The 22638-nt window shown below is 74.9% G+C and carries 15 protein-coding genes; 6 read left to right on the forward strand and 9 right to left on the reverse strand.

Going from position 1 to position 22638, the window contains the following annotated elements; all coding sequences use genetic code 11:
• Nucleotides 1-156: 156 nt before the first annotated feature.
• A complete protein-coding gene (locus CP977_RS25290; protein WP_152370853.1) occupies nt 157-3990 on the forward strand; it encodes a trypsin-like peptidase domain-containing protein in 3834 nt (1277 codons plus the stop codon).
• 31 nt (nt 3991-4021) lie between these two features.
• Entirely contained in the window at nt 4022-4990 is a 969-nt protein-coding gene (locus CP977_RS25295; protein WP_079131004.1) for a bifunctional riboflavin kinase/FAD synthetase, read from the forward strand.
• Between the two features lie 66 nt (nt 4991-5056).
• Here CP977_RS25295 and CP977_RS25300 read toward each other — a convergent pair whose 3' ends face one another.
• The 9 genes from CP977_RS25300 to eccE form a co-directional block, all read right to left on the reverse strand.
• A complete protein-coding gene (locus tag CP977_RS25300; protein ID WP_062751939.1) occupies nt 5057-6073 on the reverse strand; it encodes an ABC transporter ATP-binding protein in 1017 nt (338 codons plus the stop codon).
• Nucleotides 6070-7035, reverse strand: a complete 966-nt coding sequence (locus CP977_RS25305; protein WP_062751938.1) for an ABC transporter ATP-binding protein — start codon at nt 7033-7035, stop codon at nt 6070-6072. The genes CP977_RS25300 and CP977_RS25305 overlap by 4 nt, the downstream gene beginning before the upstream one ends.
• Complete coding sequence (locus tag CP977_RS25310) at nt 7032-8054, reverse strand: ABC transporter permease subunit (RefSeq protein ID WP_229991719.1); 1023 nt, start codon at nt 8052-8054, stop codon at nt 7032-7034. The genes CP977_RS25305 and CP977_RS25310 overlap by 4 nt, the downstream gene beginning before the upstream one ends.
• Nucleotides 8051-9112, reverse strand: coding sequence for an ABC transporter permease (locus CP977_RS25315; RefSeq protein WP_062751936.1), 1062 nt, complete (start codon nt 9110-9112; stop codon nt 8051-8053). Before CP977_RS25315 ends, CP977_RS25310 begins: the two co-directional genes overlap by 4 nt.
• A 3-nt stretch (nt 9113-9115) precedes the next feature.
• A complete protein-coding gene (locus tag CP977_RS25320; RefSeq protein ID WP_062756840.1) occupies nt 9116-10963 on the reverse strand; it encodes an ABC transporter substrate-binding protein in 1848 nt (615 codons plus the stop codon).
• A 192-nt stretch (nt 10964-11155) separates the two neighbouring features.
• On the reverse strand, nt 11156-14317 hold the full coding sequence (locus CP977_RS25325; RefSeq protein ID WP_152370854.1) for an SCO5717 family growth-regulating ATPase: 3162 nt from the start codon (nt 14315-14317) through the stop codon (nt 11156-11158).
• A gap of 379 nt (nt 14318-14696) precedes the next feature.
• Nucleotides 14697-14930, reverse strand: a complete 234-nt coding sequence (locus CP977_RS25330; protein WP_062751935.1) for a DUF397 domain-containing protein — start codon at nt 14928-14930, stop codon at nt 14697-14699.
• 150 nt (nt 14931-15080) lie between these two features.
• A complete protein-coding gene (locus CP977_RS25335) occupies nt 15081-15815 on the reverse strand; it encodes a hypothetical protein (RefSeq protein WP_062751934.1) in 735 nt (244 codons plus the stop codon).
• Entirely contained in the window at nt 15812-17200 is a 1389-nt protein-coding gene (gene eccE, locus CP977_RS25340) for a type VII secretion protein EccE (protein ID WP_183953268.1), read from the reverse strand. Before eccE ends, CP977_RS25335 begins: the two co-directional genes overlap by 4 nt.
• Before the next feature lie 139 nt (nt 17201-17339).
• On the opposite strand from eccE, the gene eccB reads away from it, so the two are divergent.
• From eccB to CP977_RS34205, 4 genes are all read left to right on the forward strand, one after another.
• On the forward strand, nt 17340-18863 hold the full coding sequence (gene eccB / locus CP977_RS25345; protein WP_062751933.1) for a type VII secretion protein EccB: 1524 nt from the start codon (nt 17340-17342) through the stop codon (nt 18861-18863).
• A complete protein-coding gene (mycP, locus tag CP977_RS25350) occupies nt 18860-20125 on the forward strand; it encodes a type VII secretion-associated serine protease mycosin (protein ID WP_062751932.1) in 1266 nt (421 codons plus the stop codon). Before eccB ends, mycP begins: the two co-directional genes overlap by 4 nt.
• Nucleotides 20126-20322: 197 nt before the next feature.
• Entirely contained in the window at nt 20323-20781 is a 459-nt protein-coding gene (locus CP977_RS25355) for a hypothetical protein (protein WP_183953267.1), read from the forward strand.
• Nucleotides 20782-20787: 6 nt separating this feature from the next.
• Nucleotides 20788-22632 (forward strand): mediator complex subunit 15 domain-containing protein, encoded by a 1845-nt coding sequence (locus tag CP977_RS34205; RefSeq protein WP_167308890.1) that lies wholly within the window; start codon nt 20788-20790, stop codon nt 22630-22632.
• Nucleotides 22633-22638: the final 6 nt, after the last annotated feature.

Here is a 22638-nt window from a genome sequence, read left to right on the forward strand (position 1 = left end):
CCCGCCCCACTCTCGTCCCCCCAGGAGGGCCCTGTCCGCGAAAGTCACGGGAATTCACTCCACCGGGGAGGCGCTCGGGGCGAAAAGGGGAGTGCGAGGGGGCGCGTTCGCCCTCGCGCGCCGCCGTGCGATCACGGGCCGCCTACCGTCGTCACCATGGGACGCGGGGACCTGGCGACGCTGGTGCGGATCTGCGATCCGGCGGGGCGGACGCGCGGCACCGGTTTCCTCGCCGACCACCACGGAACGGTCGTCACCAGCCATGAGGCCGTCGACGGACTCAGCCGCGTGCTGCTGCGCGCGCCCGACGACCGCAGCTGGCTCGCCGAGGCCGGGGCCGTCACCCCCCTGCCCGAGAGCGGACTCGCCCTCGTCCGCAGCGAAGGGCTCGGCGTCCGCCCCCTGCCGCTCGCCACCCGCCCCGAGATCGAGCCCGGCACGTACGTCCGGATCGAGGCCCACGGCTGGCGCGAGGCCCGCGTCCTCGGCCCCGCCGCCGTCACGTACACCGCCGCCGACCGCTTCCACGACCTCGACCAGGCCCTCGAACTCGCCATCGGCACCGAGGGCGCCGAGGCGCTCCGGCGCGGCGGCCGGGCCGCCGGCAGCCCCGTCCTCGACACCGCCACCGGCACCGTCCTCGCCGTCCTCGGCACCGCCCTCCACGGCGGCCGCAGAGCCGCCGGGTACGCGGTCCCGCTCCGGCCCGACGGCCCGCTCACCGACCTGCTGCGGCGCAACGCCGCCACCGTCCCCGCCTACGGCCCCGACCTCAACCTCGCCGGGATCCTGGAGCTCACCGCCACCTCCACCGGCCCCGTGGGCGACCCCGGCCCCTGGCCCGAACCCGTCGAGCGCGCCGCGTGCGCCCGCGAACTCGACCGCTTCACCACCGGGGACGCCCCCGTCCTCGCCCTGGTCGGCGCCCCCGGCACCGGCCGCACCACCGCCCTCGCCGCGCTCTGCGCCCGCCGCGCCCGGGGCGAGGCCCCGGCCCCCACGATCCGGCTGCGCGGCGCCGACCTGCGCTCCGAGGACCACTCCCTCGCCGACGCCGTCGGCCGCGCCCTGGAGCGGGCCGGGCGGATCGTCGCCGCCTCCGGGGCCCTCGGCGACACCACCACCGCCACCCCCGAGCGGGCCGCCGCCCTCGCCCGGGAGGCCGGCCGGCCGCTCCTCGTCGTCCTCGACGGCCCCGAGGAGATGCCCCCGCTCCTCGCCCACCGGCTCCCCGCCTGGACCGGGGCCACCGAACGGTGGCTCCGCGCCCACGGGGTCCGGCTGGCCACCGCCTGCCGCCCCGAGCACTGGGAGCGGGCGGGCGCGCTCTACGGCTCCGGGGCCCTGCACCGCCCCGCGCCCGGGGAGAACGGGGACGGGCTCCCGCCGGCCGTCGTCCTCGGCCCGTACACCGAGGCGGAGGCCCGGGCCGTACGCGAGGGGTACGGGCTCCGCGAGACGGACCTCGCCGAGGCGGACGCCCGGCACCCGCTCGCGCTGCGGCTGCTCGCCGAGGTCCGGGCCGCGCTGCCCGGCGAGGTGCCGGGGCGGCCCTGCCGCGAGGAGGTCTTCACCGCCCACCTCGACCTGATGTGCCTGCGGACCGCCGTCCGCATCGCCGCCGGGACCCGGCCCCTGATCCGGGGGACCGCCGTCCGCCGGCTCGCCGCGCGCGTGACCGGCCGGGTCCACGAGGCGGCCCGCCGCTGCCTCGGCCCCGGCCACGGCGTCCTCGACCGCGCCTCCTTCGAGGAGCTGTTCCCCTGGCGGGAGGGCTGGGCCCCGGCCGTCCTCACCGAGGGCCTCCTCGTCCCGGCCGGCTCCGGCTACCGCTTCGCCCACGAGGAGCTCGCCGACTGGCTCCAGGCCGCCCACCTGGACCTGGACACGGCCCTCCACGCCCTGGTCCACACCCACCACGAGAACCGGACACCGGACGCGCCGGGCAGCACCAGCCTCCAGGGCCCGGGCGGTACGGCCGCTGTCGGCCCCTTCGCATCCCCGGGAGTTCCCGGTCCAGGGGCCGTGCGTGCCCAGAGCCCCGGCAGTACGGCCGCTGCCGGGCCCTTCGCGCCTCCGGACGGCCCCGGCGGTACGGAAGCAGGCCCCCGGCTCCTCGACGGGGCGGTCGCCTCCGACTTCCCCGCGAGCCCGGGTGCCCCCGGCTCCCCGGACTTCCCCGCCGGCCCCGGAGCCGTCACGGGTTCCGAAGCTCCCGGCTCCCCGGCGGGCCCGGGCGTGTCCGGGCCCCGTACGGCCCCGGACGTCTCCGGGTCGCCCCCGGGGTCCGGCGCCCCCGGGGCCGCCGCAGGCCCGGCGCCCCTCCCAGGGGCGGGCGCCGCGCGTCCGCAGGCGCCCCCCGTCCCCCGGCACCGGATCGGGCCCGTGCTTCAGGCGCTGCTGCTCGAACACCGGGAGCGGGGGGCCGGCGGGTCCGTGCCGCGGCTCGCCGGGCTCGTCGAGGCGCTCGCGCGGTTCGCGGACGCCGGCGAGGACGGGGGCGGGGACGGGGCCTGGTGGGCCGCGCGGCTGCTCGGGGAGAGCCTGCGGCGCGTGCCGGACCCCCGGCCCTGCCTGCCCGTCCTGCGGCTGCTCGCCGACCGGATCGGCGCCCGCCCGGGGCGCCGCCCCGCCTTCGCCGCCTTCGGGCCCGAGTTCTGGCGGGGCCTCGCGGTCGGCGAGGACGAGCGGATCGACCTGCTGCGCCGGCTCGTCACCGCCGACCCGCCGGGCGAGGACCGCTGGTTCGCCGCGGTCGCCGGGCTGCTCGCCGCCGACCCCCGGGGCGTCCAGCCGCTCCTGTGCCGCTGGTTCGGCGACGCCCGTCCGCTGCCCGCCGCCCCGCACGCCACCGTCGCCACCGGCGCCCAGGCCCTCCTGCACGCCCACCGGCACCTCGCCGTGGACGACCTGTGCGAGGCGCTGGTCGCCACCGCCCACCCCCTCGCCGAAGGCCTCCTCACCGCGCTCGCCCGGGACGATACCTCCGCCCTCTGCCGGGCCGTCGACCGCTGGGCCCACGACGACGGGCGCCCGGAGCGGCGCGCCGCGGCCGCCGCGTACGGGCACCTGGCCGCCGGCCGCGCCACCGCCCCCGCCGACCGCGAGCTCCTGCGCTACGCCGCCCTCGCCCTCCTCGCCCGCCCCGCCGACCGGGACCTGCACGGCGCCGCCCTCGGCCTCCTGATCCGCGACCCCGAGTCCCGCGACCGCCACCTGCCCCGCGCCGCGATCGACCCCGGCGTCCCCGTGGACGCCCTCGTCGAAGCCCTCGCCACCCACCCCGACGAAGTCCTCGACGCCCTCTGGAGCCGGCTCGACGCCCCCGGAGGGGACCCGGCCGCCGTCCTGGGGGCCCTCGCCGGGATCGACGCGCCCGCCCCCGCCCGCCGCGTCGCCGCCCTCGTCCGCGACCACGCCCTCCTGCGCCCCGGGGACGCCCCGCACGTGGCCGCCTTCGTGGACCAGCGCCTCGAAGCCGGTCCCGAGGCCGGGACCGTACTGCTCCCGCTGGTCGGCGATCTGATCCGGAGCCGGTCCGTCCCCCTCCGCCGCGCCCTCGCCCCCGTGCTCGCCGCCCCCGGCACCGGCGCCTCCCGCCACCTGCGGGCCGAGCTGCTCGACGTACTCCTGGAGCACGAGCGGTACGAGGCCGAGGCCGGGGAGACCTCCGTCCTGGAGGCCCTTCTGACCGCCGCCGCCGAGGACGCGGAGCGGCGCAGCGAGCCCCGCACCCGGCGGCTCACCCACCGGGCCGGCCTGCTGTGCGTCCGCACCGCCGAGGGCGCCGCGCGGCTCGACCGGCTCCTCGCCGCCCTCGTCCGCGAGTGGCCCGTCTTCACCGAACTCCTCGGCGGCTGGATCGTCGCCGACCCCGGCGACTGGGCGCCGCTCCTCGGCATCGAGACCCTCGACGCGCTGCGCTTCCCCGGCACCCCCATGCCGATGCGTGCCGACGGGCGTGGGCATGGCAGTCTTAGACCTGCGTAATCGGCGAACAGGCGGACGAGGAGCGGTCACAGTGCAGCGCTGGCGTGGCTTGGAGGACATCCCCCAGGACTGGGGGCGCAGCGTCGTCACCATCGGCTCCTACGACGGCGTGCACCGCGGGCACCAGCTGATCGTCGGGCGGGCCGTCGAGCGCGCCCGCGAGCTCGGCGTCCCCTCCGTCGTGGTCACCTTCGACCCGCACCCCTCCGAGGTCGTACGCCCCGGCAGCCACCCGCCGCTGCTCGCCCCGCACCACCGGCGCGCCGAGCTGATGGCCGGGCTCGGCGTGGACGCGGTGCTCGTGCTGCCGTTCACCGCCGAGTTCTCCCAGCTCTCCCCGGCCGACTTCATCGTCAAGGTCCTCGTCGACAAGCTGCACGCCAGGACCGTCATCGAGGGCCCCAACTTCCGCTTCGGCCACCGGGCCGCCGGCGACGTCGCCTTCCTCGCCGAGCTCGGCGCCACCTACGACTACGAGGTCGAGGTGGTCGACCTGTACGTCAGCGGCAGCGCGGGCGGCGGCGAGCCCTTCTCCTCCACCCTCACCCGCCGCCTGGTCGCCGAGGGCGACATGGCCGGGGCCGCCGAGATCCTCGGCCGCCCGCACCGCGTCGAGGGCGTCGTGGTCCGCGGCGCCCAGCGCGGCCGCGAGCTCGGCTTCCCGACCGCCAACGTCGAGACCCTGCCGCACACCGCGGTCCCGGCCGACGGCGTCTACGCGGGCTGGCTGACGGCCGCCGGGGAGCGGATGCCGGCGGCCATCTCGGTCGGCACGAACCCGCAGTTCGACGGCACCGAACGGACCGTCGAGGCGTACGCGATCGACCGCGAGGGCCTCGACCTGTACGGGCTGCACGTGGCCGTCGACTTCCTGGCGTACGTGCGCGGGATGCTGCGCTTCGACACCCTGGACGACCTGCTCCTGGCGATGGCCGACGACGTGAAGCGCTGCCGCGAGCTGACGGGGGAGTACGACCGGGAGCACCCGGAGCAGGTCTGATCCGTCGGGGCCGAAGCACCCGGAGCGGGCCCGGCCCGCCGGGTCCGGGGCTCCCTCCCGGCCCGCTCAGTCAGCCTTCTCCCTCCCCACCCAGTGGCAGGCCACCGCGCCCGCCCCGCCGCCGGGCAGGACCGGCAGGTCCTCGCCCCGGCACCGGTCCGCGACCGCCTCCGCCGCGCCCGAGGCGAGGACCTGGCAGCGGGCGTGGAAGCGGCAGCCGGAGGGGATCCGGGACGGGTCCGGGGGCTCGCCCGTCAGCACCACCGGCGTCCCCTCGGACTCGGGGAGCACCGAGAGCAGCGCCCGCGTGTACGGGTGCCGGGGGTTCGTCAGGACGGACTCCACCGGGCCCGTCTCCACGACCCGGCCCAGGTACATCACCGCCACCCGGTCCGCGATGTTCCACGCGAGGCCCAGATCGTGCGTCACCACCAGGGCCGACAGGCCCAGTTCGTCGCGCAGCCGCAGCAGCAGCGCCAGGATCTCGCCCCGTACGGACGCGTCCAGGGAGGCCACCGGCTCGTCCGCGACGATCAGTTCGGGCTCCAGGACCAGCGCGCCCGCGATGACCACCCGCTGACGCTGCCCGCCGGACAGCTCGTGCGGGTAGCGCAGGAAGAAGCGCTCCGGCGGGCGCAGTCCGGCCCGCGCCAGGGCCTCGGCGACGGCGGCCCGCTCGTCCCCCGCGTACCCGTGGATCCGCAGCCCCTCCGCCACCGCGTCGTACACGGTGTGCCGGGGGTTCAGCGAACCGCTCGGGTCCTGGAGGACCAGCTGCGCCCGCTTCCGGTACGACTTGAGGGCTCCGGAGGAGTACGCGAGCGGCCTCCCGTCGAAGGCGACCGTGCCCGAGGTGGGCCGGACCAGGCCGAGCAGCGAGCGGGCCAGGGTCGTCTTGCCGCAGCCCGACTCCCCGACGAGGGCCACGATCTCGCCCGCGCCGATGTCCAGGTCCACCCCGTCCACCGCCCGGGCGGGCGGCGCGCCCCGGCGCCCGGGGAAGACCACGCGCAGGTCCCGCGCCGAGAGCAGCGCCCCGGTCGCCGTCCCCGGCTCCGGGCGCGCGGTGGTGTCCGTACTCATGAAGCGCTCCCCACGTGCACGCAGGCGGCCCGGCGTCCCGCGCCCGCCTCCCGCAGTTCCTGGTCGAGCTCCCCGCAGGCGTCGAGCGCCACCGGGCAGCGCGGGTGGAAGGTGCAGCCGCCGGGCAGGGCGGCCGGGTCCGGCGGATCGCCCGGCAGACCGCGCGGCGCCCGCCGGGAGGCGAGGTCCCCGATGCGCGGGAACGCCGAGGACAGCGCCCGCCCGTAGGGGTGCGCGGCCGCCTCGTACACCTCCCGGGCCGGGCCCTCCTCGACGACCCGGCCCGCGTACATCACGGCGAGCCGGTCGCAGGTGTCGGCCAGGACCGCCAGGTCGTGGCTGATCATCAGGAGGCTGATCGACTGCTCGGCGACCAGGCCCTCGATCAGGCGCAGGATCTGCGCCTGGATCATCACGTCGAGCGCGGTCGTCGGCTCGTCCGCGACGATCAGCCGGGGGTCGCAGGCGAGCGCCATCGCGATCATCACGCGCTGCCGCTGCCCGCCGGACAGCTCGTGCGGATACGCGGCGGCGCGGGCGGCGGGCAGGCCGACGTGTTCGAGGAGTTCCCCGACCCGCTTGCGGGCCGCCGCCGGGGTCGCCCGGCCGTGCACGAGCAGCGGCTCCGCGATCTGGTCCCCGATCCGGTGCACGGCGTTCAGCGAGTGCATCGCGCCCTGGAAGACGATCGACGCGCCCGCCCAGCGCACGGCCCGCAGCCGCCCCCAGGACATCGCGAGGACGTCCTCGCCGTCGAGCAGGATCTCGCCCTCCAGGCGCGCCGACGCCGGGAGCAGCCGGAGCAGCGCGAGCGCGAGCGTGGACTTGCCGCAGCCGGACTCCCCGGCCACGCCCAGCTTGGTGCCCGCCTCCAGGGTCAGGTCCACCCCGCGCACGGCGGGCACGGCCGTCGCGCCCGACCCGTACGTCACCCTGAGGTCCCGTACCTCCAGCAGGCTCATCGCCCCACCCCCAGCTTCGGGTTGAGCACGGACTCGACGGCCCGGCCGCACAGCGTGAACGCGAGCGCGACGAGTGCGATCGCGATGCCGGGCGGGGCCAGGTACCACCAGTGCCCGGACGAGACCGCGCCGGCCTCGCGGGCGTCCTGGAGCATCCCGCCCCAGGAGACCACCGTCGGGTCGCCCAGGCCCAGGAAGGCGAGGGTGGCCTCGGTGAGGATGGCGGTCGAGATGCCGAGCGTGGTCTGCGCGAGGACCAGCGGCATCACGTTCGGCAGCACGTGCCGGGTCATGACGTGCCGGTGGCCGCCGCCGAGCGCGGTCGCCCGCTCGATGTACGGGCGGGACTCCACCGCGATGGTCTGCGCCCGCACCAGACGGGCGGTGGTCGGCCACGAGGTCACCCCGATCGCCAGGACCACCGTCCACATCGACCGGGACATCACGGTGGCGAGCACGATCGCCAGGACGAGCGCCGGCATCACCAGGAACCAGTCGGTGATCCGCATGACGACGGTCGAGAACCAGCCGCCGTAGTGCCCGGCGACGATCCCCACCAGGGTGCCGATGGCGACCGAGAGGGCCGCCGCGAGCAGACCGACGAGCAGCGAGATCCGCGCGCCCCAGATCAGCAGCCCGAGCAGCGAGCGCCCGAACTGGTCGGTACCGAGCGGGAACGCGGCGCTCGGGGACTCCAGGGCCGTGCCCGGCGCCTTCGTCACCGACTGCACGTCGGCGCCGACGAGCAGCGGGGCGGCGAGCGCGAGCAGGGCGATCAGGACGAGTCCGGCGAGGCCGTGGAGCCCGGCGCGGTGGGTGCGGTACTGCTTCCAGAAGCGGACCGCCGAGGCCTTGCGGCGCTGCCGGGCGAGGGAGGCCGCGGAGGGCGGCTTCCGCGCGGGCTCCGGTCGTTCGGGGGCCGGCTCCAGGGGTTCCGGCGCGGATTCCGCAAGGGGCTCCGGGACGGATTCCGGTGTGGGTTCCGGCGCGGGCGTCGCGGAGGTCGTGGAGGAGGTCATCGGCCCACCCGGGGGTCGAGCAGCGGATAGAGCAGGTCGGCGAGCAGGTTCATCAGGATCATCGCTCCGGCGAAGACCACGAACAGGCCCTGCACCAGCGGCAGGTCGGGCACGCTCAGCGCCTGGTAGAAGAGCCCGCCGAGCCCCGGCCAGGAGAACACCGTCTCCACCAGGATCGAACCGGCCGCCACGTGGCCCAGATTGATGAAGATCATGGTCACGGTCGGGAGCAGCGCGTTCGGCACGGCGTGCCTGCGGCGCACGACGTCGTCGCGCAGCCCCTTCGCCCGCGCCGTCGTCAGGTAGTCGCCGCCCATCTCGTCCAAGAGTGAGGAGCGCATCACGAGCAGCGTCTGCGCGTAGCCGACCGCCACCAGCGTCACCACCGGCAGGACCAGGTGGTGGGCGACGTCCAGGACGTACGCGAGACCGGTCTCGCCCGTGCCCGACTCCATGCCGCCGGTCGGGAAGAGCCCGGGGACCGGCCCCATGCCGACGGAGAAGACGATGATGAGGAGCAGACCGAGCCAGAAGGACGGCACCGACCACAGGGTCAGCGCGATCCCGGTGTTCAGCTTGTCCCCGAGGCCGCCGTGGCGCCAGGCCGAGCGGGTCCCGAGCCACAGCCCGAGCGCCGAGTAGATCACCACCGCGACCCCGGTGAGCAGCAGCGTCGCCGGCAACTTCTCCCAGATCAGCTCCCCGACGGGGGCGCGGAACTGGAACGAGGTGCCGAGGTCGCCCGTCAGGGCCTTCGCGCAGTAGTCGGTGAACTGCTGCCAGAGCGGCAGGTCGAGCCCGAACTGGCGCCGCAGCGTGGCCAGTTGCTCGGCCGAGGTGGGCACGCCGTGGGTCATCGCCTTCACCGGGTCGCCGGGGATGATCCGGAACAGGAAGAAGCTGGTGACGAGCACGGCGAAGAGCGAGACGAGCGCGCCGCCCAGCTTCCCCGCCGCGTGGCGGAGGTAGCCGGAGGAGGCGCCGGTGCGGGGCGCGCCGTCCGCGGCGCGGGCCTGGTCGGCCCGCACCGCGTCGGCGGGGGTGCTGGTCGTCGCCACGGACTACTCGCGGTCGTCGGCGGTGGAGCGGCGGCGACGGGCGGCCCAGACGCCCGCGCCGAGGAGGACGACCGCGGCGGGGCCGACGACCAGCCAGATCCCGGCCGACGCGGAGTCCTTCGCGGCCCCCGGGGCCGAGGCCGCGGGCACGGCCGACCACCAGCTCCAGTAGCCGTCCTGCCCCCACAGGTTCCCGGCCGCCTCGGGCATGGTGGTGATGGACGCGATCTGGTCCGTGCGGTACGCCTCCAGGGCGTTCGGATAGGCCATGACGTTCATGTACCCCGTGTCGTACAGGCGGGACTGCATCCGCTTCACCAGATCCGCCCGCTTGGCGGTGTCGTACTCCACCGCCTGCTGCGCGTAGAGCCCGTCGAACTCCTCGTCGCAGATGAAGTTGTCGGTGGCCCCGCTGTCCTTCGGGGTGGCCGGGAGGGCGCCGCAGGTGTGGATGGAGAGGACGTAGTCCGGGTCCGGGTTGACCGACCAGCCGTCGAACGCGAGGTCGTAGTCGCCCTTCGTCCACGGGTCCGAGACGCTGTCCAGGCACTCGACCTTCAGGCCGATGCCGAGCTTCCCCCACCACTCCTGGAGGTACTTGCCGACCGCCTTGTCGTTCGGGTCGGTGGCGTGGCAGAGGATCCGGAAGTCCAGCGGCCTCCCGTCCTTGCCGACCCGCTTGCCCTCGGCGTTCTTCCGGTACCCGGCGGCGTCGAGGACCTTCTCGGCCTCCTCCGGGTCGTACCTCCGCTTCTGGTCCCCGTCGGGCTTCCAGAAGTACGAGCCGAAACGGGGCGGGATGTAGCCCTCGCCCTCGACGGCGTGGCCCTGGAAGACCTTGTCGACGAGGGTGGTGCGGTCGACCGCGAGGAAGAGCGCCTTGCGCACGGCCGGGTCGAGCAGCGCCTTGTGCCCGTTGCCGAAGGTCTTGCCGTCCTGCGACCGGGCGCCCGGGTTGGTGGCGAGGGCGAAGAAGCGGCGGCCGGGCGCGTCGTTGACCTTGATGTTCTTCTGGGTCTTCAGCGCGTCGGCCTGGGCCGGCGTCAGGTTCGGTACGAAGGACACCTCGCCCTTCTGGAGGGCGGCGACGGCGGCGTCCCCGTCCTTGTAGTACTTGAAGACCAGCTCGTCGAACTTGGGGGCGCCCCGCCAGAACTTCCTGTTCGGCTTGAGCTTGATGTACTGGTCGACCTTGTAGTCGGTGATGACGAAGGGCCCGTTGCCCACGATGGGGAACTGCTGGTCGTTGTTGAACTTCGAGAAGTCGCCGACCTTCTCCCAGACGTGCTTGGGCACGATCGGCACGTCGAGCGCGGTCATCGTCGCCTGCGGCTTCTTCAGCTTGACGACGAGGGTCTGCGGGTCGGGCGCGGTGACCTTCTCGAAGTTCGCGGTGAAACTGCCGTTGGCGGTGGCGGCGTTCGGGTCGGTCATCATCTTGTTGAAGGTCCAGGCCGCGTCCTCGGCGGTCGCCTGCGTCCCGTCCGACCAGTACGAGTCCCCGCGGATCGTGTACGTCCACGTCAGCTTGTCGGGCGAGGGCTTCCACTCGGTCGCCAGGCCCGGGACCGTACGGGCGTCCTTCGGGTCGTAGTTCGTCAGGTACTCGTAGGCCAGGCGGTGGATGCTGGTCGAGGTGAGCTTCTGGGCGAGGAACGGGCTCAGCGAGTCGATGCTCTGCGAGACCGCCACCGTGAGCGTGGTGCCGCCGGCCTTGTCGTCCTCCGCCCGCGCGGCGCCGGGGGCGACGGCGAGCGAGGTGGCGGCGACGCCGGAGGCGAGCAGGACACGGAGGGCTCCGTGGGCTCTGTGGGGTCTGCGGGCGGGGCGGGGTGGGACCTTCGTGACCATGACCATGGGACGTGACCTCGCGTCGGAGTTTCTGTCGTGGATCTTGGGCTGACGGTGAGTGAAGCGAAGGTGTATCAGCGGTGGTCTGCCGTCGTCAACGATGGCTCAAACCCCTTGTGGGCTGCGGGAATGCCAAGAGGCCCCGTATCGGACGACCGATACGGGGCCTCATTGGTCTACTCCTGTGACGCCCTACTGCTGAGGGGCTGGCGGCGCCTGCGGAGGGGCCGGCGGGCCGGCCTGCGGGGGCAGCGGCTGTCCGGCGTGCTGCTCGGGAAGCTCCTGCGGCGGAGCCGGCTGCTGCTGCCAGGCCGGGGGGACGCCGGGGACGCCGGGCTGTCCGGAATGCGCCGGGTAGGGCTGACCGGGATACGGCGCCTGGGGGGCGTACGGCTGTCCGGGCGCCGCCGCCTGGCCGGGCAGCGGCTGCGCGGGCCGGGGCTGGGCCGGGGCGAACTGACCGGGCATCGGGCCGGGGGCCTGCCCCGGCTGTCCGGGCTGCCCCGGTACGGCCTGGCCGGGGGCCGGGTACGCCTGCGGCGGGTAGGGCTGCCCGGGCTGGGGGGCCTGGGGCGCGTACGGCTGACCGGGGGAGGGCTGACCGGGCGCGTACTGCCCCGGCAGCGGCTGTCCGGGCTGGCCGGGCTGACCCGGCTGGGCGGGCGGGAACTGCCCGGGCTGGCCGTACTGCCCGGGCTGACCGTACTGCCCGGGCTGGCCGTACTGCCCGGGCTGATCGTGCTGGCCCGGATACGGCTGTCCCGGCATCGGCGGGGCCATGTGCGGGGGCACCGCGCCCGGGCCGTCGCCGGTCCACAGGCCCTGCGCCTGCTGCGCCCGCGCGAAGTCCTCGGCCACCATCGCCGACAGGTGGAAGTACGCCTCGCGGGTCTTCGGCCGCATCATGTCGAGGTCGACCTCGGCACCGGCCGCCAGGTGCTCGTCGAAGGGCACGACCACGACCCCGCGGCAACGGGTCTGGAAGTGCTGCACGATGTCCTCGACCTTGATCATCTTGCCGGTCTCGCGGACCCCGGAGATGACGGTGATGGAGCGCTGCACCAGGTCCGCGTAACCGTGCGCGGAGAGCCAGTCCAGGGTGGTCGACGCGCTGGAGGCGCCGTCCACGGAGGGCGTCGAGATGATGATGAGCTGGTCGGCGAGGTCGAGCACCCCGCGCATGGCGCTGTAGAGCAGGCCGGTGCCCGAGTCGGTGAGGATGATCGGGTACTGCTTGCCCAGGACGTCGATCGCCCGCCGGTAGTCCTCGTCGTTGAAGGTCGTGGAGACGGCCGGGTCCACGTCGTTGGCGAGGATCTCCAGACCCGAGGGCGCCTGCGAGGTGAACCGGCGGATGTCCATGTACGAGTTGAGGTACGGGATCGCCTGCACCAGGTCGCGGATGGTCGCCCCGGTCTCGCGCCGCACCCGGCGGCCCAGGGTGCCGGCGTCCGGGTTGGCGTCGATCGCCAGGATCTTGTCCTGCCGCTCGGTCGCCAGGGTCGCGCCGAGCGCGGTGGTCGTCGTGGTCTTGCCGACGCCGCCCTTGAGCGAGATGACCGCGATCCGGTAGCAGGAGAGGACCGGCGTCCGGATCAGGTCCAGCTTCCGCTGCCGCTCCGCCTCCTCCTTCTTGCCGCCGAGCTTGAAGCGGGAGGCGGCGCCGGGGGTGCGGCTGGACTTGGGCTTCTGCTTGTTGTTCCGCAGCAGCCGGTCGGAGGAGAGCTCGACGGCCGCGTTGTACCCGAGCGGGGCGCCCGGCACGGACCGCTCCCGCTGGTCGTGCGTCACGGGCGAGGGCCAGGCGGCCCCGGTGCGGGGATCGACGGGCGGCTGCGCGTCGTGCGCCGCCTGCGGCTGGGACTGCTGAGGGGCCTGCGGCTGTGCCGGTGCCTGGGGAGCCTGCGGGGGTACGGCGCCGGGGTGCGGGAATCCGTACCCGCCCGGGCCCTGGGCCTGCGGCGGCACACCGCCGGGCGGCTGCTGCGGGTAGCCGTAACCGGCCTGCTGCGGAGGCGTACCGGGGTGGGGGAAGCCGTAACCGCCCTGAGGGGCCGGAGCCGGGGCAGGGGGCTGCTGGTGCTGGGGCGCCTGGGGGGCCTGAGGAGGCTGCGGGGCCTGCGGGTAGCCGTAGCCGCCGGGCTCCTGGGCCTGCGGGGGTACAGGGGCGGGCGCGCCGGGCGCGGACGCGGGCGCCGGCCAGGCGGCGGCGGGCGGCAGCGGCGCGGCCGGGGGCACCGGCTGGGCGCCCGGCACCGGCTGCGCGGGCCACTGCTGGGCGGCGGCGGGGGCGGCCGGCTGGAACGACGGCGGCAGCGGCGGCAGTCCGGGCGCGGCCCCGGCCTGCGGCCCGGGGGGCGGGAAGGAACCGGGGGCGGGGGCGGCGGGTGCCGGAGGAGCCTCGGGCGCCGGGGAGGCGACCTGGGGCCCGGCGGGCCGCTCGGGGGCCGGGGCCTCTCCGACGGGAGCGTCCTCGGCCCGGGCCTCCTCGGCCGGAGCGTCCTCGGAGCGGAAGCCCTCGGGGGAGGCGCTGTCGAAGGAGGCGCCGTCAGTGGTGGCGCCCTCAGCGGTGCCGCCGTCAGTGGTGCCGGCCGTCGCGTCGGCCCCGTCCGGGCGGGCCTCGTCCGCGACGGACTTCGCCGCGTCCTCGCCGTCCCGGTCCGCCGGGGCCCGCGTGACGTCGTCCTCGGAGGCCCGCCCGGACGCGGTGCCGGCGTCGTCGGCCGACTCCTCCCGCACCGCGGCGGAAGACGCGTCGCCGTCGGACGACGGCACGGAGGACGCCTCGGGCGATGCGGAGACGGCCTCGGACGGTACGGAGGGCACCTCGGGCGACGCGGGGACGGCCTCCAACGGCACGGAGGGCACTTCCGAAGGAACAGGGGTCGCACCCGGAGAAGCCGCCGCGCCCCCGTCCTCGCCGCCCGCCGAGGCGGACCGCGCCGCCGCGGCGCGCTCCGCGATCTCCTCCATCTCCCGCCGCATCGCCACGGGGGAGAACCGCATCGTCGCGCCGCTCTCCAGATCACCGTTGCCGAAGGGCCCCGAGGACGCCTCGGGCGACAGGGGCGCGGCGGGGGCGGGCGGCACGGGAGCCGCCGGCGGGTGCGCCGGGTTCGCGGGGAAGCCGTTTCCGGCGGGCGGGCCGGGCACGCCGACCGGCGCCCCCGTCGGCGGAGGCGGGTACTGCTGCCCGGTGACCGCGCCGGAGGCTTCGCCCGACGTGCTCTGCGCGTACCAGGCGGGCGGCGTGTAGTCGATGGTGAACTCGCCCGTCAGCTCCGCGGCGTCCACGTCGGAATCGTCGGCAGAGGGGTCCCAGCCCCCGTGGATGTCGTCCCGATCGCCGTTCACTCTGCCTCCTGGTGTGGTCGAGCACCCTCGTGCCGTCGTGGGTGGGGGCCACCGTTCACTTCCGATGGGCCCGGCTCTCCCCCTGGAGCACGGCGGACGGGTCCGAGGGTTCTCCTGCCGTGCCCCGGTCCAGCCTAATCGTCCCCGCCACCGCCGCGGCAGGCCCGTCCGTCCCGCGCCCGCCCCGCACCCGTCCCTTCCGTCGCGCGGTGCCCCGAAGTGACGCCGGTGCGGCGCAGCGTGAGGGAGAAGGCGGGCGAAACGGTATGACCGCGCACGATTTCGGGCCCGGAACGCCGGACCGGCGGTCGCGGGCCCGTCTCCGGGCACACGACCGCCGGTCCGTGGAGCTCCGGGATTCCCGGGCGGCCCCGACGCCTCAGCGGAGGTCGAACTCCCCGTCCCGGGCGCCGAGCACGAACGCCCGCCACTCGGCCTCGGTGTAGCGCAGCACGGTGTCGTGGTCCAGCGAGGAGCGCATGGCCACGCCCCCGCCCGGCAGGTGAGCGATCTCGACGCGCTCCTCGTCCGGGCTCGTGCCGGGGGCACCCTGCCATTCGACGTCGGAGATGTCGAGGGCGTACAGCTCGTCCTTTTCCTGCGCGCTCCCCATGGGGTTCCTTTCGCTCACGGCCGGTCGAACCGGCCCAAGTCTCGCACGGTGCCGAGCCGTTCGCCGGAGCCCGGCGGACTCCGGGGCGACGGCCCGTCGGGGTCATAGTAGGGAGCCCGGCGCTCCGGCGGGCGCGGTTCGGCGCCCCGCTCACCCGGCGGCGGATCGGTCCATCCGGCGGGCCGTGCCGAGCAGTCCCGCCTCCACGTCCGTGGGGCTCGTCATGACCCACTGCCGCTCCCCGCCGGAGCACCAGAGCGTGACCCCGTCCGCCAGCGTCGGCAGTGCCTCGACCTCGCCCCGCGACAGGCCCAGGATGCGGCCGGTCTGCTGCGCCTCCTGCGGGGAGAGCCGCTGGACGCCCACGAGCGTCGCGGACCGCATGAGCCGCGGCGCCACCGGACTGAGGTACGGAAGGAGGGTCAGGACCGACTGCCAGGGGGCGGAGACGACGCGTCCGCGCGGCGGGCGCATGCCGCAGTCGCGCACGACCACCGCCGGGCTGCCGACGGTCGCGCCCAGCGGGGGCACCCGCCCCACGTCGTGGAGCGTGATGCACTCCAGGCCCGCCCCCGCCGCCTGCGCCAGGGCGACCCACTCGTGGGGGCGCCCGGTCTCCACCACCACGCGCGCCCCGGTGCCGGCCGCGCGCAGCGCCAGCACCTGCGCCGTCCACAGGCCGCCGACGAGAAGCACGTCGTACGGCGTCGAGCGGTGGAACCCGACCAGCTGCGACCGCCCCTCGGCGTCCTCGCCGACGACCACGCCGTCGTCGCCCACGGGCAGCGACAGGGCGGAGAGGTGGTCCGCGGGCATGGTGTGCCCCGCGTGCCGCGGCCCGGTCAGACCGCGCGGCCCGGCCGGCTTCCGGCCACGTCCGATCATCGGGCGCCTCCCAGGGGCATCGTCGCCAGCACGCCCGGCAGCTGCTCGCGGTCCAGGCGCAGCAGGCCGACCTTCGCGGCGCGCGCCGCCTCTTCCAGGGCCCGGCGCACCCGGACCAGTTCGTTGTCGGAGCCGCCGGTGACCCGCACGTGGCCGTCGAGGTCCATGGCCCCCTGGCGCGTGCCGCGCCGGACGGTCAGGCTGAACGTCGTGGCGTACGCCGGTACGGAGGTGAGCAGCGAGACCAGCCGGGGCAGCGGCGTCGCCCCCCGCCCGAGCTCGGGCCAGCGGCCGATCGCGTACGTGGTGTGCCAGCGGTCGTCGCACCGCCAGACCCGGGAGGTCTCGGCGGTCCGCCGCTGCGGCGCGCTGTCGGGCAGGCCCGCGCGGGCGACGGCCCGCGGGTTGGTGCAGATCGCCGTGGCGACGGTGGAGTTGAGCTCCTCCTGGTCCATCACGGTGGCCTGGAAGCCCGCCCCCGTGATGCGGCTGGCCAGGTGGTCGGCGATCCGCACCAGGCAGCGCTGCGCGCCTTCCAGGCCGCCGCCGCGGGCCTCCACGGCCTCCCGGCAGAGTTCGGGGTCCAGCTTCACGGCCACCCAGGTCAGCCGCAGCGCGGGGGCGCCGGTCCGTTCCTGGAGCGGGGCGTACGAGAGCCGGGCCACGGCCTGCTGGGGGAGGTGCAGCGCCGGGGCCGGGCGCACCTGCTGCACCAGCTGCACCGACTCCACCGTGATGCCGTCGACCTCCAGGGCGCCGCCCAGGACGGAGAGCGGGAAGGCGCGCGCGCCGAAGACCGGACGCAGCGCCGAGCCGCTCGCCTCGACGCGCAGCACGGCGGTCAGGAAGGTGCCGTCGCCCAGCATGCCGACGGTGCGGTGGTTGCGGTCGACGTACGGCGAGGCGCGGAAGCCCGGCACGTTCTCGCCCACCGGGGCGAGGGAGGGGTCCGTGTCGGCCGCGGCGGGAGCGGCGGCGCTCCGGCGCGCACGGAGCGCGAGCACGGTCCCCAGCCAGTCCTGCACGGCCTGTCCGCGGCGCCGGATCACGGCCAGCAGGACCAGGACGCCGGCGACGACGCAGGCGGGCACGAGCCAGAGGCCGCCCGCCACCAGACCGACCGCGACGAGGGCCAGCGCCGCCTCCACGAGGACGAGCTGCCGCAGCTGGAACGGGCCCACCCGGCCGGCCCGGGACAGGGGGCGCAGGACCGTGGTCGCGGGGACCTCCCGCGAAGCGCCCGGCGTTCGAACGCCGACGCGGTCATTGCTGCGTTGCCGTCGGGAAGTTCCGGGCGCCGGGTCGGTGGCCCGCCCGCGCCGTGCACGCGTCGCCGTACCCGTCGCCACGTTGCCCCCTCGTGTCCGTAATAGCCGAATTCCCATGGGCGTTGACTGGGCGATCACCCTACCTGAGCAGTGGGACGCAAGCGCCGACAGGCATAGTAGGGGGCGGCTGAACGGCAGGCCGGGTCCGCGGGTGTGGGACCCTGGTCGCCCATCGGGGAGAGGGACAAGCGAACAGATGGCATCACGTCGGGATGAACTGAACGCCTACACCTTCGCGAAGCGGAGGCTGATCGCACAGTTCGTGCAACCGAACGCGACGGGCTCGGAGGAAGGCGCACCGCGCCCCCTGCGCGCGGTGGTGCCGGGAGCCATCGTCGGCGCGGTGGTCCTCGCGGTCTTCGGGGCCTGGGGCATGTTCAAGCCCGTCGCCCCCAAGAACTGGGACAAGCCCGGCGAGAACGTCATCATCGCCAGCAAGTCGACCACCCGTTACGTCGTCCTCAAGACCGGCGACAAGACCCAGCTCCACCCGGTGCTCAACATGTCGTCGGCCAAGCTGCTCCTCGACCCCGACAAGGGCAAGGTCATCAACGTCGACGAGTCCGTCCTCGACAGCGGCAAGATCCCGCACGGCGCCACGCTCGGCATCCCCTACGCCCCCGACCGCCTCCCCGGCGACAAGGAGGCCGGCGCCGCCAAGCGCTGGGCCGTCTGCGAACGGCCGGGCGAGGGCGGCCGGGCCATCCAGAAGGCGGCGTTCGTCCTCGCCGCCCGCGAGGAGGCGAAGACCGACGGCGCCGAGCGGCTCACCGGCGGCCAGCTCCTCTACGTCGAGGGCCCCGACCGCACGCGCTACGTGGTCGACGCCAAGGGGACCGCGTACCCCGTGGAGAAGGACGAACTGCTCCTGCGCCAGCTCGTCGGCCAGGGCCGCGCCGCCCAGCGGGTCTCCGACGCGTGGCTGAACACCCTCCACAAGGGCGACGCCATCTCCTTCCCGAGCGTCCCGGGCCGGGTGGGCGACCCCGCCGGGATCGGTGACCTCCCGTCCGGGGCCGACCGGATCGGAATGGTGCTGTCCGCGACGGACGGCACCCGGAAGCAGATGTACGTCGTGCTCCGGGGGACGGTCGCCCCCGTCACGGACTTCACGGCCAAGCTGCTGCTCAACAGCCGTCAGCTCGTCGACCTCGGCCAGGCGGGCCAGGCGACCTCGGTCAGCGGCGGCGCCTTCCAGCCCGGCCGCGCCTTCGCCCAGGACAAGAAGTGGCCCCGGGCCGTCCCGGTGCCCGTCAACGAGGCGAGCACCGCCGAAGGCAGCCGGAACACCGTGTGCAACGTGCTGCGCGAGGTCGACGCGGGCAACGGGGCGACCAAGCTGAGCACCTGGGCGGGCAAGGACTTCCCCGCCGCCCTGCCGACCGGCTCCAGCAGCGCGTACGTCACCCCCGGCTCGGGCCAGCTGTTCCGGCAGTTCAAGGGCTCCACGACGGCCAGCGGCTTCCTGTTCCTCGTCACCGACACCGGCCTGCGCTACGCGATGCAGTCCAACGGCGACAGCGCCGCCGACGACGCCGGGATCGGCTCGTCCGGCTCCGCGGAGGAGAAGCAGGCCCGACAGGCGGAGGCGCAGCAGGCCCAGAACCGCCTCGGCTACAAGAACGTCGAGCCGCTGCCCATCCCCGCCGAGTGGTCCACCTTCCTGCCCACCGGCCCCCGCCTCTCCACGGGCGGCGCGCGTCAGCCGCAGGGCTCATGAGGACCCGGACGCCGGCCCACCGGCTCTCCGCCCCCTCCCGGCGCGCGCTCGCCGTCGCGGCCACGACGGCGCTCTGCGCCCTCGGCCTGCCGTTCTCCGCGCCGGCGGTCGCGGACGACGGCTCCCAGTGCACGTACCCGGGCAAGATGTACGAGGGCCGCCCCTGGGCGCTCCAGCGCGTCCTGCTGGACGAACTGTGGTCGCAGTCCACCGGCAAGGGCGTCCGGGTCGCGGTCATCGACACGGGCGTCGACGTGAAGAACCCGCAGCTGGCCAAGGCCGTGGACGTCAAGAGCGGAATCAACCTCATCCCCAAGGACGCCAAGGACGCCAACGGGTACAAGCTGAAGCGCGGCAACGAGCAGGGCACCACGGACACCGTGGGCCACGGCACCAAGGTCGCCGGCATCATCGCCGCCCGCCCCGCCAAGGGCACCGGGTTCGTCGGCCTCGCACCGGACGCCGTGATCATCCCCATCCAGCAGAACGACGCCGAGGGCAACGGCACCGCGGAGACGCTGGCGACGGCGATCCGGCACGCCATCGCCAAGAAGGCCGACGTGATCAACATCTCGCAGGACACGGCCGACGCGGTGCGGCCCACCAAGCTCCTCGAAGACGCCGTGAACGAGGCCCTGAAGCGGGAGATCGTGGTCGTCGCGTCGGCGGGCAACGACGGCCTGGGCGGCAACGTCAAGAGCACGTACCCCGCCTCGTACGAGGGCGTCCTCGCCGTCGCCGCGTCGGACCGCAACAACGAACGCGCGCAGTTCTCCCAGTCCGGCGACTTCGTCGGCGTGGCCGCGCCCGGCGTCGACATGGTCTCCACGGTGCCGGGCGGCGGCCACTGCGCCGACAACGGCACCAGCTTCTCCGCCCCGTACGTCGCCGGTCTGGCTGCCCTCGTCAAGGCCGAGCACCGCGACTGGACGCAGGAGCAGATCGTCGCCCAGATCCAGCAGACCGCCGAACGCTCGGTCGCGGGCCACGACCGCCTGGTCGGCTGGGGCGTGGTCGACCCGGTCAGGGCCCTGACCGAGGACGACAAGCCCATCGAGAAGCCCGTCGCCCACGAGGGGGTGACCCGTGCCGAGGCCCCGACCCCGGCGGCCCTCCCCCTGGGGGAGACCCCGGAGCAGCGTGCGGCCCGCCTGGCGACCTACGTGGTGGTCGGCGGGGGCGTCCTGGTGGCGGCGATCGTCGGCACGGCGGTGGCACTGCGGGACCACCGGCGCGGAACCGCGCGAAGGCCCGCCCCGTGACGGTTGCAGCCGCACACGGCTGATAGCGTCGACGGGCGGAAGTCTCCTGCGATGCAAGTCACTTGGGAGTGTCGGCCCCAGTCATTACAGTGGTATGCGTGCGATCGATGAATGCCGAGCCGTCACGATCGCAATGGGGCAGTAGGCGTAAACGGGGAGGAATGTCGTGTACGAGGCGACGGACGACGGGGGCGACGGTGACGAGTGACCTCGAGCGCGGTGTCGGCGCGCTGAAGAAGTTCCGCGACCGGGTCGACGGAATCATCACGGACCTGGCGAGCGGCCCCGGCGGCGCCGCCCGGCTGAGCGCGCGGCAGGTGACGCGCGAATCCCTCGGCGTCGGGATCCCCTTCGCGGAGGCCGACGAGTTCTTCAACGAGTACGACCGGGTGCAGAAGGCGCTCGTGGCGCTCTCGAAGTCCCTCGGCGGCCAGATCGAACTGCTGCAGATCGGGGTCCACGCGGCCGACGTCGGCTACAACAACGTGGAGGACGACCAGCGCAGGCGTTTCTACGAGATCCGGACGAACCTGGAGACCGAGCGCAGGGACGCGATCGAGCAGGAGCAGGAGAAGCAGCAGAAGGCGGCCGGTGTGCCCGCCCAGCCGCCCCCGCCCCAGCAGGATGTCAAGGGCGGCGAGGAGAACCTGAGGTGACGAACGATGAGTGAAGAGAAGCAGCCGAGCCTGACACCTCAGGAAAAGCAGCAGGCCGATGACGAGCTGTACATCCACGGGGTGTACGCGTTCACGAACTTCGCGGAGTTCGTGAACGACGTCTTCCCGTCCGGGGCGCAGGATCGAAGCGTCTTCGGCAAGTCGTCGTTCGAGGGCCAGCGGCTCAACGCGATGCTCGACTTGCTCGACAGCGCGACCCCGTCGGACCTGGAACAGGCCGGCGAGGCCCTGGAGAAGGCGACGACCGCCCTCAACGAGGCCGCGAAGGACCTGAACGTCTTCGTCCACAGCGTCGACTGGAAGGGCGCCGCCGCCACCGAGTTCCAGCGCTACGGCTCCGAGGTCGTGTCCTACGCCTGGGGCATCGGCAAGGTCGCCAACGCGGTCGGCGCCCAGATGAAGGTGGCCAGCACCGGCCTCGCCTCGGTGCGCAACGCCAGGCCGCCCCGCGACAACCGCCTGGTCCAGAAGAAGCCCGAGGACTTCACGCTTCCGGAGCGCACCCAGGACAACAAGGACTACCAGAAGGCCCTCCAGGTCGAGAAGGACCGCCAGGAGGCCATCAACCAGATGCACCGCCTGGCCTCGTTCTACGCGGTCTCCAAGAACATCCTGAGTTCCCAGGAGCTGCCCAAGCCGCCGAAGTCGTACAGGGCGGCGGTCCCGCCGCCGTCCGGCGGGATCGGGAGCTTCGACGATCCTGGCGCCTCACGTGACGGCGGTCTGGCGCGCGAGGGCGGCCTGTCCCGGGAAGCACCCGGACACATCAGCGCCGGCGAGGACCGCACCACCCAGACGGCGCCCCGTACCGGACACATGCTCGACGGTTCCGAGCCGATCAGGGAGGAGCAGCCGGGCACGAAGGTCCGGATCGACTCGGTCGCCACGCCTCCGGCGCCCACGATCACGACCACCGCGCCCACGCCGACCGCACCCACGAACACCCCGAACCCGACCGGCCCCACGATGGCTCCGCCGATCGCGCTCGGCACCTCGCCGCGTACGACAGGACCCCGGACCACCGGAATGCCCGGCGTACCGCCCACCACTGGCCGTACTGCCGTGGGTCGTTCGGGCGGACCGGGAACTTCCCCCGCCGTGGGGCGTGCGAGCGGCCCGACGGGCGGCTCGCAGGCCGTGGGACGCTCCGGCGGCCCGGGAGCCTCCCCCGCCGTGGGCCGTTCGGGCGGCCCGACCGGCAGTTCTCCGGCCGTGGGCCGTTCGGCCGGCCCGATGGGCGGCTCGCAGGCCGTGGGGCGCTCCGGTGGCCCGACGAACTCTTCCGTCATGGGACGGCCGAGCGGTCCGACCGGCTCTCCGGCGGCGGGACGCTCCGGCGGCCCCGTCGGACGGGCGGCCGGCCCGCAGCCCTTCGGCCAGTCGTCCCAGACCGGGCGTGCCGGCGGCCCGGGACAGTCCGCCACCGGTCGTGGCGCGGGCGCTGGGCGGTCCACCCCCATCGTCGGCGGTACTCCGCAGCGGACTTCCGCCGGGGGCGCCGGATCGCGGATCCCCAGGGGAACCGTCGTCGGCGGCGACGCCCCGGCAGCGGGCCGTACGGCCGCGGCACGGCCCAGCCAGGCCGGAGTGGTGGGTGCCAACACCGGCCAGGGAGCGGCACGCCCCACCGGCCGCGGCACCCCCAGCACCAATGGCGTCGTCGGAAGCCCCCGCGGCGCCGGCACGCCCGTCGGCGGTGGGCGCGGTGACCGGCGTCCGGACCGTGACGAACAGGACCGCGACGGCTCCTCGCGCCCCGACTACCTCACGGAGGACGAGGAGACCTGGATGAACCGGCGGCACGGCACCGTACCGCCGGTGATCGGCTAACCCCGG

Origin of the sequence: Streptomyces cinereoruber (assembly GCF_009299385.1) — a bacterium.
Classification (GTDB): Bacteria; Actinomycetota; Actinomycetes; order Streptomycetales; family Streptomycetaceae; genus Streptomyces; species Streptomyces bikiniensis.

Coding starts and splice junctions, on each gene's coding strand:
- CP977_RS25290 (WP_152370853.1), top strand. CDS start 157: ATGGGACGCGGGGACCTGGCGACGCTGGTGCGGATCTGCGATCCGGCG.
- CP977_RS25300 (WP_062751939.1), bottom strand. CDS start 6,073: ATGAGTACGGACACCACCGCGCGCCCGGAGCCGGGGACGGCGACCGGG.
- CP977_RS25305 (WP_062751938.1), bottom strand. CDS start 7,035: ATGAGCCTGCTGGAGGTACGGGACCTCAGGGTGACGTACGGGTCGGGC.
- CP977_RS25310 (WP_229991719.1), bottom strand. CDS start 8,054: ATGACCTCCTCCACGACCTCCGCGACGCCCGCGCCGGAACCCACACCG.
- CP977_RS25320 (WP_062756840.1), bottom strand. CDS start 10,963: ATGGTCACGAAGGTCCCACCCCGCCCCGCCCGCAGACCCCACAGAGCC.
- CP977_RS25330 (WP_062751935.1), bottom strand. CDS start 14,930: ATGGGGAGCGCGCAGGAAAAGGACGAGCTGTACGCCCTCGACATCTCC.
- CP977_RS25335 (WP_062751934.1), bottom strand. CDS start 15,815: ATGATCGGACGTGGCCGGAAGCCGGCCGGGCCGCGCGGTCTGACCGGG.
- eccE (WP_183953268.1), bottom strand. CDS start 17,200: ATGGGAATTCGGCTATTACGGACACGAGGGGGCAACGTGGCGACGGGT.
- eccB (WP_062751933.1), top strand. CDS start 17,340: ATGGCATCACGTCGGGATGAACTGAACGCCTACACCTTCGCGAAGCGG.
- mycP (WP_062751932.1), top strand. CDS start 18,860: ATGAGGACCCGGACGCCGGCCCACCGGCTCTCCGCCCCCTCCCGGCGC.
- CP977_RS34205 (WP_167308890.1), top strand. CDS start 20,788: ATGAGTGAAGAGAAGCAGCCGAGCCTGACACCTCAGGAAAAGCAGCAG.